We start from the raw sequence: 10,287 nt of genomic DNA on the forward strand, positions 1-10,287 counted from the left end.
GCATCGTCAAGTTTCCCCTGTCGAGGCCGAAACTATGTACAGTTAGGCTGTATCTGAAAGGTCGACGAAAGGAGGCAGTTTTCAGATAAACCCGGATGCCACCAGCTATTCCAGGAGATCACCATGGCCGTCGACGCCTCCGGGCCGCCATCAGGCCCCTCTTCGCCGCCCCCCGGCGGTCGCGTTGCCGCTCACCCGATGGGGCAGTCGGCACTGGCCTTCGAGCGAGCGCCAGTGGGCCTGGCCGTGGTCGATGGGCGTGGCCTGCTCCAGATCGCCAACCTGCGGTTCTGCGCCCTGACAGGGCGGTCGCTCAAGGCCATGCGCGGCCGGTCGATCGGTGAGCTGCTGCCGGTGGCGCTGGCGGGCGACGCAGACGAGGCGTCGTCGGCATGGCATACGCTCGAGCTCGATGACCCCGCGGGCGTCGCCCGTGAGCTGCTGGTCATCGTGCAGCCGCTGGACGACGGGAAGTCGAGATTGCTGACCCTGGCGGCGCTTGACGAAGCCATGGCGGGGGACGCCCTCACCGGCCTGGCCAGCGTCTGGCTGTTCCAGGATCGCCTTGTCCACGCCATGGAGCGGGCCGATCGCCTCGACCAGGGGCTTGCCCTGCTGTTGATCGAACTCGACGGCCACGAGGCGTTGCCCGGGCGCGTCGGGCCGGTGGTTGCCCGCGGACTGGAGCACCAGGTGTCCCGGCGTATCGAACAGACCTTCCGGGGCGAGGACAGCGTGGCGCGCCTTGGCTGGGCCCGCTGGGGGGTGCTGATCGAACATCCGGTCTCGCCGCAGAGTCTCCAGGTCGCCGCCCAGCGCTTTCTCGAGGCGATGGATGCCCCCTTCGATGCCGCCGACCGGCCACTGCTGTTGACCACCTCCATCGGCATCGCCCGCTATCCCGAGGACGGTGAGGATGACGAGGCGTTGATGGCCCGGGCCGCAGAGGCGTTGTCCCGGGCCGGCAAGGCGGGGCCCGGTCGCCACGATTTCTTCGATGTCCGTCTGCGGCGCCACCTCGAGGAGCAGGAGGCCTTCCGTCGCCAGCTCCTCGAGGCGTTGCTGGCGCCGGGCAAGCACTTCCACATCGTCTACCAGCCCCAGGTCGGCCCCCTCGGCGGGACCTGCCAGGGGCTGGAGGCACTGGTACGCTGGCAGCACCCGCGCCGCGGCTTGCTGCATCCTGGTGACTTCCTGCCCGAGGCCGCCGCGATGGGCCAACTGATCCGGCTGGATCGCTGGGTCCTGGAGCGGGTCATCCTCCAGCATCGCCAGTGGCGGGAGGAGGGCTCGACGCTGGCCTCCCTCGGGGTATCGGTGAACCTCGACGTGGCGATGCTGGAGCAGTCGGTCTTCGACAGTCGTCCGCTGGATCACTTCCTGCGCCAGCAGGCGGAGGATCTCTCCTGGCTCTCGCTGGAGATCGAAGGTGCCGGCCTGATGGCCAGGGGCGAGACCCATGCCCACCTGCTCAAGCGACTCGGGTCGCTGGGTGTCCGCCTGGTGGCCGACGAACTGGGCTGCGATCCCCTCGACCTCTTCCAGCTCTCGGCGTTGCCGGTCGGCCGGGCCAAGGTCAGCCGCCGGCTGGTGAGCGGGCTGGGCCGCCGTCCCAATGCCGATCGCACCCTGGGGGCGCTGGCATCATGCCTGGCGGCGCTGGGGGTGCAGGCCGTGGTGGTGGGCGTCGAGACCCGGGCTCAGCTGGAGGCCGTTCGCGGGCTGGATTTCGCCGCGATGCAGGGCAATCTCTTCTCGCCACCGTTGGGTGTCGCCGAGCTGGCGACCTGGCACGCGGCGCAGGCGTGACGGGGCGATCAGGCCGAGGCGTTGAGTCGCCCCGGCTGGCGGCCGGTGCGGCCGCGGGGGTCGTAGAGGGTCTTCTCCGACACCGCATGGATGAAATCGAGCATGCGCTGGTTGTGCGACAGGCGCATGGCCAGCAACTGGCCGGCCAGGCCATTGAGGCGGTCGGCGCGCTCGGTCGCGTCGAGGGTGGCCTCCCAGCCCGCCAGGCAATCGGCGTCACTGGCCGCTTCTCGGGCGCCCTGGTGGCCGTCGCGATAGCCCAGGCGCCGCTGGACCTGGCGGCGCAGCTGCTCCATGCGCTCGAGCTCGGCCAGCAGGGCCTGCTTCTCGGCCGCGATCCGTGCCAGCCGGTTGCCATCGATCTGCCCGACGGTGAGCGCCTCGAGCTCTTCCTCGAGCAGCACGACGAGGCTGGCGAGCCGCGCCTGCTGGTCGTTCAGCAGTCGTGCCAGGCTCATGCCTCGTCTTTCCCCAGCATCTCGCGCACATTGGCGATCAGGCCATCGGCGATCCGGTCGGCGCGAATCTCCAGGCGCCCCTCGCGGATCGCCTCGCGAATCTCCTCGACCCGCGCGGTGTCGATGTCCTGGCTGCCGTCGGCCGCATGTCGGCTCAGGTGGGTCGTCGCCGCCGGACCGGCATCCTGGCCGCTCGCCGGGTTCGGGCCCTTGACCTTCTGGGTCTCGTCGCGCTGCTGCGTCTGACCGGGGCGGATCGGCGGGTTCTGGTTGTCGATCTTCAAGATGGTTGCCTCGTGACCGGTGCCTTTGTCCAGGAAGTGAGCCCAGGAAATGAGTCCCGCAAGCGGGTTGCTGGGTGCTTGACCGGACTATCGGCGGCCTCGCCGGAAACTTTAGGCCTGCCGGCGCCGTGGCTGGCAGCCTAGCCAAGGGAGGCTCAGAAGTCCACGGCGAGCCGGGCGTCACCGACGACCGTGGCGGTGACCAGCTCGCGGTTGGTGAAGCGCACCCTCACCCGCTCGCCTTCGCCGCCGGGCTCCAGCGCCTCGCCTTCGCGGGTCACGCGAAAGCTCGGTCCTTGCGCTTCGACCGTCACTTTCTGGCCGCGTTCGACCAGGGCGCGAGCCTGGAACTGATGGGCCTGCAACGGCGAGCCGGCGGCCAGCGCACGACGGGCGACCTGGCCGAGCACCGCCGCCTCGTCGAGCACCGCCTGACGCGGCAGCCGGCTCAGGTCGCCGCGGCGGGTCTCCAGCAGGTCGGCGGTGATGGCGGTGCCGGGCGCGATCTCGCGGGCCGCGACCGGGTAGTCGCCGATCACCCCCACTTCCGCCTGCAGGTAGCGCACCTGCCGGCCCTCGGCCCCGCAACGCACCCCCACCGAGACCCTGCCGAGCACCGGCTGGGAGGCATGGGTCAGGAAGGGCCGCGGTGTCTCGCAGGCCGGCAGGCGGGCGGAAGGCGGACGCACCTCGATGACCACCTCCTCGCCATGAGCCTGCGCCTGCTCGTAGAGGAAGGCATGCACCCCGGCCGTCAGGGCGTCGTCCGCCAGGGTCGGCCGATGGGCAAGCAGCAAGGCCAGCGCCAGGCAGGCACCGAGCAGCCTCGTGGAAAGGCGGGAGGGGCGGCGGGTGGTGGCATCGATCATGGTGTGCTCGCGAGGGTCGGGGGGACGCCAGGAGCATTCTAGCGAGGCGGTCGCCGACGAAAGAGTCGAAATGGACCCGGAATGCGGGGCTGTTCGTCCCTTTGGGATGACGCCGGGCTGGCTATTCTCCATCGTCAACGAATTCCGTATTCAGGGAGAGCGCCGTCGTGATCGATCAGCTCGAAGCCGCCTTCAACTTCCATCAGCAGGCCCTGGGTCTGCGACAGCAGCGCCACAAGGTGCTGGCCAGCAACATCGCCAACGCCGATACGCCGGGCTACAAGGCGCGGGACATGGACTTCGCCAGCGAGCTGAAGAAGGCCGTGGCGCACGGACCCAGCGGTGGCGAGGGGCTGGCGCTCGCGCGCACCGCCGAGCGGCATATCGCCGGCCAGGGGGGCGCACCGGCCGGCAACGGCCTGCTCTACCGCGTGCCCGACCAGCCCAGTCTCGACGGCAATACCGTGGACATGGATCGCGAGCGCACCCAGTTCGCCGACAATTCGGTGCGCTACCAGGCCGGTCTGACCATCCTCAACAGCCGCATCCAGGGCCTCAAGACGGCCATGCAGCCCGAATGATCCGCTAACGATCAGGAGTTTTCGCCATGTCGATGTTTTCCGTGTTCGATATCGCCGGCTCGGCGATGAGCGCCCAGTCGCAGCGCATGAACGTCACCGCCAGCAACCTCGCCAATGCCGACAGCGTGGCCGGGCCGGGCGGCGAGGCCTACCGTGCCAAGCAGGTGATGTTCGAGAGCCGCGCCGCCGCCCGGGGGATCGGCGGCGTCGGCGTGCGCGAGGTGGTCGAGGATCCCTCGCCGATGCGCCTGGAGTATCGCCCCGAGCACCCGCTCGCCGATGACCAGGGCTACGTGACCATGCCCAACGTCGAGCCGGTGCACGAGATGGTCAACATGATCTCCGCGTCGCGCTCCTATCAGGCCAACGTCGAGGTCATGAACACCAGCAAGCAGATGATGCTGAAGACCCTGACCCTGGGCGAGGGCTGACCCCATGACATCGCCGATCGGTAGCAACGTTCTCAATACCGTCAACGCCGGCTCGGCCGCGGAGGCCAATGCCCGTCAGTCGGCCGAGCTGCGCGACAACTTCATGACCCTGCTGATCACCCAGTTGGAGAACCAGGACCCGCTCAATCCCATGGAGAACCATGAGATGACGTCCCAGCTGGCCCAGATCAACACCGTCAGCGGGATCGAGAAGCTCAACGAGACCCTGAGCGGCATCACCAGCCAGATCGATGCCGGCCAGACCCTGCAGGCCACCGGGCTGATCGGCCAGGGAGTGCTGGTGCCGGGCGACCGGATCCTGCTCGAGACGGATGACGAGGAGGCGGCTCATACCACGCCCTTCGGCATCGATCTCGGCGAATCCGCCGACAACGTGCGGGTGACCATCCACGGCAGTGACGGCCAGGTGATCAACCGCTACGACGTCGGCCCGGTGGGTGCCGGGGTGGAGTCCTTCACCTGGGACGGCAAGACCCGCGAGGGCGACACCGCCGTTCCGGGGGCCTACCGGGTGAGCGTCGAGGCCACCCGGGGAGACGACTCCCTGAAGGCCGAGACCCTCAACTATGCCGTGGTCGGCGGGGTGACCCCGCCCGATGACGACGGCGGCGTGCGCCTCGACCTGGGGGCCGTCTATGGCCAGGTCACCCTCGATCAGGTCAGGCAGATCCTGTGATCCGCATCCGCAGCACCACCACCAAGACAAGCCGGTAGGCAGAGGAACCAGAGATGAGCTTTTCACAAGCACTGAGCGGCCTGAATGCCGCCAAGTCCAGCCTGGGTGTGCTGGGCAACAACATCGCCAACTCCCAGACCGTGGGCTTCAAGGGGGCGAGCAGCCAGTTCGCCGATGTCTTCGCCAACTCCAGGGTCGGCCTCGGCACCCGGGTCTCGGCGGTGCTGCAGGACTTCAGCGAGGGCAATCTCGAGGCCACCAACCGCAACCTCGACCTGGCCATCTCGGGCCAGGGCTTCTACCGCTTCGAGCAGGGCGGCGAGATCGTCTACTCCCGCAACGGCCAGCTCAGCATGACGCCGGATGGCTTCCTCGAGAACGCCAACGGGGCGCGGATCATGGGCTACGGCCTCAATGCCCAGGGCCAGGTGCAGACCGGCGGCCAGCCCCAGGTGCTCAACGTCGCCGCCGACGAGATGCCGGCCAGCGCCACCACCAACGTGGCCACCACCTTCAATCTGGATTCGCGGATGGTGGTGGGGGAAGACACCAGCGAAGTGACGGTGCGCAACGACATTGCCGACCCCGACAGCAACGAGGACTTCGCGTACCACTACTCCAACAACTTCACCGTCTACGACTCGCTGGGCAATCCGCGCAATATCACCGTCTACTACGAGAAGGCCGGCTCCAACGCCTGGGATGCCAGGGTGGTGATGGACGGTTACTACGATGCCGCCAATGACTTCGGCGTTGCCTTCAACAACAACGGCACCCTGGGCGCCGTGGCCGGGGCGAACGTGGTGGATGGCGTGCCCCGGATCGCTTTCAGCCAGGCACAGCTGGGCGGTGATCCTGCCCCGCTGGACTTCGGGCTCAACATCGCCGGCTCCACCCAGTTCGGCAACGGCTCCACCACCAGCGCCCTGACCCAGGACGGCTATACCTCCGGCGCCCTGGTCGGCATCACCATCCGGAACGACGGCACCATCATGCGCAACTACGCCAACGAGCAGTCGCGCCCGGCGGGCCAGATCGCCCTGGCCTACTTCCGCAACCCCGAGGGGCTGAACCCGGCGGGTGACAACGGCTGGAGCGCCTCCAATGCCTCAGGCCAGGAACTGCTGGGCGCACCGGGGACCGGGCTGCTGGGCAGCATCGAGTCGGGGGCCATCGAGACCTCCAACGTCGACATGGCCAAGCAACTGGTCGACATGATCGTCTCCCAGCGCGCCTACCAGGCCAATTCCCAGACCATCAAGACCCAGGACGAGCTCCTGCAGACCGCCATCAACCTGCGCTGAGGCGCCTGACCCGGGAGCCTGAACCATGGATCGCATTCTCTACACCGCCATGAGCGGCGCCAAGCAGAGCATGGACCAGCAGTCGGTGGTCAGCCACAACCTGGCCAACGTCGACACCGCCGGCTTCCGTGCCCAGCTGCATGCCATGCGCGCCGTGCCGGTGCAGGGCGAAGCGGCGCTGGCCACCCGCACGTCGGTGGCGGCCAGCACGCCGGGCTCGGACTTCTCCCAGGGGCCGGTCATGCGCACGGGGCGCGAGCTCGACGTGGCGCTCGAGGGCGATGCCTGGCTCGCCGTGCAGGCCCCGGACGGTGGCGAGGCCTACACCCGCCGTGGCGACCTGCAGGTGGACGGCGATGGCCTGGTCACGCTGGTCGGGCGTCCGGTGCTGGGCGAGGGGGGGCCGATCATCGTGCCGCTGGGCTCGCGTGTCTCGGTAGGCGCCGACGGCACGCTGAGCGCCATCGGCCCTGGCGAGGATCCCAACGCCCTGGTGGATGTCGGTCGCCTCAAGCTGGTCACTCCCGACGCGGCACTGCGGCGCGGCGAGGACGGCCTGTTCCGCCCGGCGCCGGGACCGGAAGGCGCAGTGGCGGCGCTGCCCGCCGACGAGAATGCCAGGGTCGCCAGCGGCGCCCTGGAGGGCAGCAACGTCGGCGCCATCGAGGCCATGGTCGCGATGATCGACGTGGCCCGCCGCTACGAGATGCAGATGAAGGTCATCGGCACCGCCGACGAGAACGCCCAGCGCGCCAACAACCTGCTCTCCTTACAGGGCTGAGGGCTCTCTCCAGGGCTGATGCCCGAGCAAGAGGAACACCCGACATGATCAAGTCACTCTGGACGGCCAAGACCGGCCTGGAATCCCAGCAGGTCAAGCTGGACGTCATCTCCAACAACCTGGCCAACGTCAGCACCAACGGCTTCAAGCGCTCCCGGGCGGTGTTCGAGGACCTGCTCTACCAGAACCTGCGCCAGCCCGGCGCCCAGAACGACGTGCAGAACCGGTTGCCATCCGGCATGCAGGTCGGTACCGGCGTGCGCCCGGTGGCCACCGAGCGGCTGCATACCCAGGGCGGCCTCGAGCACACCGGCAACTCCCGCGACCTGGCGATCAACGGCAGCGGCTTCTTCCAGGTGCTGATGCCCGACGGCTCCACCGCCTATACCCGCGACGGCAGTTTCCAGCTCGACGAGAACGGGCAGATGGTCACCGCCAACGGCTACCCGCTGGAGCCGGCGATCATCATCCCCGACAACGCCCTCTCGGTCTCGGTCGGCGAGGACGGCATCGTCTCGGTGACCCAGCCGGGGACCACCCAGTCGATGCAGGTGGGGCAGATCACCCTCTCCACCTTCGTCAACCCGACCGGGCTCGAGAGCATCGGCGGCAACCTCTACCTGGAGACCACCTCCTCGGGCCCGCGCAACGAATCGATGCCGGGCATGAACGGCGCGGGGCGGCTGTTCCACGAGTACGTGGAGACCTCCAACGTCAACGTGGTGGAGGAGATGGTCAGCATGATCCAGACGCAGCGGGCCTACGAGATCAACAGCAAGGCGGTACAGACCAGCGACGAGATGCTGGCGCGCCTGGCGCAGCTGTAAGGCCTGGCGGCCGGGAGTGAACGCGATGAGACGGTGGATTTCTCTGCGGCCGGCGATGCTGCTGCTGGCGCTGGCAATGCTGGCCCTGGGCGGCTGTGCCCAGGTGCCCCGGGCGTCGGTGGTCGGCGAGCAGGAGAAGATCACCATCGCCGAGCCACCGCCACGGCTGGCCAACGGCTCGATCTACCAGGCCCACCGGGGCGTCCAGCCGCTGTTCGAGGATCGGCGCCCGCGCATGGTCGGCGACATCCTGACCATCGTGCTCGACGAGCAGGTCAGCGCCAGCAAGAACTCGCAGTCCAGCATGAACCGCAACGGCTCGGCGAGCCTCGACCTGGCCCAGCTGCCCGACGCCCTGGAGCGGCTCGCCGAGATCGGCTTCGACCTCTCGGGGACCAGTGACTTCAACGGCGGCGGTGGCTCCGAGGCCAACAACAGTTTTACCGGCACCATCACCGTCTCGGTGCTCGAGGTGATGCACAACGGCAACCTGCGGGTGCGCGGCGAGAAGCAGATCGCCATCAACCAGGGGGCGGAGTTCATCCGCTTCTCGGGGGTGGTCAACCCGCGCACCATCACCGGCCAGAACACCGTGCCCTCCACCTCGGTGGCCGATGCGCGCATCGAGTACGTGGGCAACGGTTATATCAACGAGGCGCAGCACCTGGGCTGGATGCAGCGCATCTTCCTCAATATCTCGCCCTTCTGACGGGTCGGCAGCATGGAGTCTCGACGTGACATGACCAGGACCGAACCGACGCCGCGCCGGCGCCTCGTCACGCGGCTGCTCGTCCTGCTGCTGGCCGCCCTGCTGGCGCTGCCGGCCCAGGCCGAGCGCATCCGCGAACTCGCCGGCTTCGCCGGGGTGCGCGACAACGTGCTGGTGGGCTACGGCCTGGTGGTCGGCCTCGACGGTACCGGCGACCAGACCATGCAGGCGCCCTTCACCGGCCAGAGCCTCTCCAACATGCTCTCCCAGCTCGGCATCACCGTGCCGCCGGGCACCAACATGCAGCTGCGCAACGTGGCGGCGGTGATGGTCACCGCCGACCTGCCGCCCTTCTCGCGCCCCGGCCAGCGGCTCGACGTCAACGTCTCCTCGGTCGGCAACGCCCGCAGCCTGCGCGGCGGCACCCTGCTGATGACCCCGCTCAAGGGGGCCGACGGCGACACCTACGCCATCGCCCAGGGCAACCTGCTGGTGGCCGGCGCGGGAGCCGCCGCCGGTGGCAGCAGCGTGCAGATCAACCAGCAGGCCGGCGGGCGCATCGCCGGGGGGGCCATGGTCGAGCGCGAGGTGGCGCTGGATCTCGGCGCCAACGGCGGCCTGCTCGAGCTCGAGCTCAAGGAGACCGACTTCGGCACCGCCCAGCGGGTGGTGAGCGCCATCAACAACGAGTTCGGGCGCCCGGTGGCCGCGGCACGCAACGGCCGGGTGATCGCGCTGGACGGGCCGGCCAACGACAATTCCCGGGTCAGTTTCATGGCCCGGGTGGAGAACATCCGGGTCACGCCCATGGAAGCCGCCGCCAAGGTGGTGTTCAACTCGCGTACCGGCTCGGTGGTGATGAACAGTGCCGTGACGCTGCACCGCGCCGCGGTGGCCCACGGCAACCTCTCCATCGTCATCGACACCCGGTTCGGGGTCAGCCAGCCGGCACCCTTCGGCGAGGGCGAGACGGTGGTGATTCCCGACACCGAGATCGAGATCCAGCAGCAGGACGCCTACCTGCGGGTAGTGGAGGGCGCCGACCTGGTCGACGTGGTCAACGCGCTGAATGCGCTCGGCGCCACGCCCGACGACCTGATGGCGATCCTCGAGGCCCTCAAGGCCGCCGGCTCGCTGCGCGCCGACCTGGAGATCCTCTGATGAGCATGGAAGAGCTCGGCGGCCAGTTCGCCCTCGACATGCAGGGCCTCAACCGCCTCAAGCACAGCGCCCGCCAGGACCCCGCCGGCGGGGTGCGGGGCGCCGTCCAGCAGTTCGAGGCGCTGTTCATCCAGATGATGCTCAAGAGCATGCGCGACGCCGTGCCCACCACCGGCTTGATCGACAGCAAGCAGACCGAGTTCTACCAGTCATTGCTCGACCAGCAGTGGTCCCAGACCCTGGCGTCCCGGGGCATCGGCCTGGCCGACAGCCTGGTGGCCCAGCTCGAGGGCAGCGGCATGGTGCCGGCGCGCCGGCAGCCGGGCAGCGCCGTCGACGAGCTGATCGCCGGCATCCCCCGTGGCGCGCCGCGGCC

General features: G+C 68.8%; 13 protein-coding genes. 10 read left to right on the forward strand and 3 right to left on the reverse strand.

The window, feature by feature from the left end:
- The first annotated feature begins 123 nt into the window (after positions 1-123).
- Positions 124-1,809 (forward strand): EAL domain-containing protein, encoded by a 1,686-nt coding sequence (locus tag C1H66_RS03935; protein WP_102626601.1) that lies wholly within the window; start codon positions 124-126, stop codon positions 1,807-1,809.
- An 8-nt stretch (positions 1,810-1,817) separates the two neighbouring features.
- Here the strand turns inward: C1H66_RS03935 and C1H66_RS03940 are convergent, their stop codons facing one another.
- From C1H66_RS03940 to flgA, 3 genes are all read right to left on the reverse strand, one after another.
- Entirely contained in the window at positions 1,818-2,267 is a 450-nt protein-coding gene (locus C1H66_RS03940) for a flagella synthesis protein FlgN (protein ID WP_102626602.1), read from the reverse strand.
- The gene (flgM, locus tag C1H66_RS03945) at positions 2,264-2,551 is read right to left on the reverse strand and encodes a flagellar biosynthesis anti-sigma factor FlgM (protein WP_102626603.1); all 288 of its coding nucleotides are present in this window, start codon (positions 2,549-2,551) and stop codon (positions 2,264-2,266) included. The genes C1H66_RS03940 and flgM overlap by 4 nt, the downstream gene beginning before the upstream one ends.
- A 155-nt stretch (positions 2,552-2,706) precedes the next feature.
- On the reverse strand, positions 2,707-3,420 hold the full coding sequence (flgA, locus tag C1H66_RS03950; protein ID WP_102626604.1) for a flagellar basal body P-ring formation chaperone FlgA: 714 nt from the start codon (positions 3,418-3,420) through the stop codon (positions 2,707-2,709).
- Between the two features lie 167 nt (positions 3,421-3,587).
- Here flgA and flgB point away from each other — a divergent pair, with 167 nt between their 5' ends.
- From flgB to C1H66_RS03995, 9 genes are all read left to right on the forward strand, one after another.
- Complete coding sequence (gene flgB / locus C1H66_RS03955; RefSeq protein ID WP_102626605.1) at positions 3,588-4,001, forward strand: flagellar basal body rod protein FlgB; 414 nt, start codon at positions 3,588-3,590, stop codon at positions 3,999-4,001.
- A 26-nt stretch (positions 4,002-4,027) separates the two neighbouring features.
- Positions 4,028-4,432 (forward strand): flagellar basal body rod protein FlgC, encoded by a 405-nt coding sequence (gene flgC / locus C1H66_RS03960; RefSeq protein WP_102626606.1) that lies wholly within the window; start codon positions 4,028-4,030, stop codon positions 4,430-4,432.
- Between the two features lie 4 nt (positions 4,433-4,436).
- Complete coding sequence (locus tag C1H66_RS03965) at positions 4,437-5,129, forward strand: flagellar hook assembly protein FlgD (protein WP_102626607.1); 693 nt, start codon at positions 4,437-4,439, stop codon at positions 5,127-5,129.
- 53 nt (positions 5,130-5,182) lie between these two features.
- Positions 5,183-6,433, forward strand: a complete 1,251-nt coding sequence (gene flgE / locus C1H66_RS03970) for a flagellar hook protein FlgE (RefSeq protein WP_102626608.1) — start codon at positions 5,183-5,185, stop codon at positions 6,431-6,433.
- A 25-nt stretch (positions 6,434-6,458) separates the two neighbouring features.
- Positions 6,459-7,214 carry a flagellar basal body rod protein FlgF gene (locus tag C1H66_RS03975; protein ID WP_102626609.1) on the forward strand — a complete coding sequence of 252 codons (756 nt, stop codon included), beginning with the start codon at positions 6,459-6,461 and terminating at the stop codon, positions 7,212-7,214.
- A 44-nt stretch (positions 7,215-7,258) separates the two neighbouring features.
- Entirely contained in the window at positions 7,259-8,041 is a 783-nt protein-coding gene (gene flgG, locus C1H66_RS03980; RefSeq protein ID WP_102626610.1) for a flagellar basal-body rod protein FlgG, read from the forward strand.
- 25 nt (positions 8,042-8,066) lie between these two features.
- Positions 8,067-8,750, forward strand: a complete 684-nt coding sequence (locus C1H66_RS03985; protein WP_102626611.1) for a flagellar basal body L-ring protein FlgH — start codon at positions 8,067-8,069, stop codon at positions 8,748-8,750.
- A 30-nt stretch (positions 8,751-8,780) separates the two neighbouring features.
- On the forward strand, positions 8,781-9,911 hold the full coding sequence (locus tag C1H66_RS03990) for a flagellar basal body P-ring protein FlgI (protein ID WP_102626612.1): 1,131 nt from the start codon (positions 8,781-8,783) through the stop codon (positions 9,909-9,911).
- Positions 9,911-10,287, forward strand: a 377-nt coding sequence (locus C1H66_RS03995; protein ID WP_205738623.1) for a rod-binding protein, incomplete at its 3' end; no start/stop codon positions are given. The genes C1H66_RS03990 and C1H66_RS03995, both read left to right, overlap by 1 nt.

The sequence above is a fragment of the Halomonas heilongjiangensis genome (assembly GCF_002879645.1).
Classification (GTDB): domain Bacteria; phylum Pseudomonadota; class Gammaproteobacteria; order Pseudomonadales; family Halomonadaceae; genus Halomonas; species Halomonas heilongjiangensis.

Bases quoted from the DNA above. Each gene is read 5' to 3' on its own strand.
- C1H66_RS03975 (WP_102626609.1), top strand. From the start codon at position 6,459: ATGGATCGCATTCTCTACACCGCCATGAGCGGCGCCAAGCAGAGCATG.
- flgE (WP_102626608.1), top strand. From the start codon at position 5,183: ATGAGCTTTTCACAAGCACTGAGCGGCCTGAATGCCGCCAAGTCCAGC.
- C1H66_RS03985 (WP_102626611.1), top strand. From the start codon at position 8,067: ATGAGACGGTGGATTTCTCTGCGGCCGGCGATGCTGCTGCTGGCGCTG.
- C1H66_RS03940 (WP_102626602.1), bottom strand. From the start codon at position 2,267: ATGAGCCTGGCACGACTGCTGAACGACCAGCAGGCGCGGCTCGCCAGC.
- flgC (WP_102626606.1), top strand. From the start codon at position 4,028: ATGTCGATGTTTTCCGTGTTCGATATCGCCGGCTCGGCGATGAGCGCC.
- C1H66_RS03965 (WP_102626607.1), top strand. From the start codon at position 4,437: ATGACATCGCCGATCGGTAGCAACGTTCTCAATACCGTCAACGCCGGC.
- flgA (WP_102626604.1), bottom strand. From the start codon at position 3,420: ATGATCGATGCCACCACCCGCCGCCCCTCCCGCCTTTCCACGAGGCTG.
- C1H66_RS03935 (WP_102626601.1), top strand. From the start codon at position 124: ATGGCCGTCGACGCCTCCGGGCCGCCATCAGGCCCCTCTTCGCCGCCC.
- C1H66_RS03990 (WP_102626612.1), top strand. From the start codon at position 8,781: ATGACCAGGACCGAACCGACGCCGCGCCGGCGCCTCGTCACGCGGCTG.
- flgG (WP_102626610.1), top strand. From the start codon at position 7,259: ATGATCAAGTCACTCTGGACGGCCAAGACCGGCCTGGAATCCCAGCAG.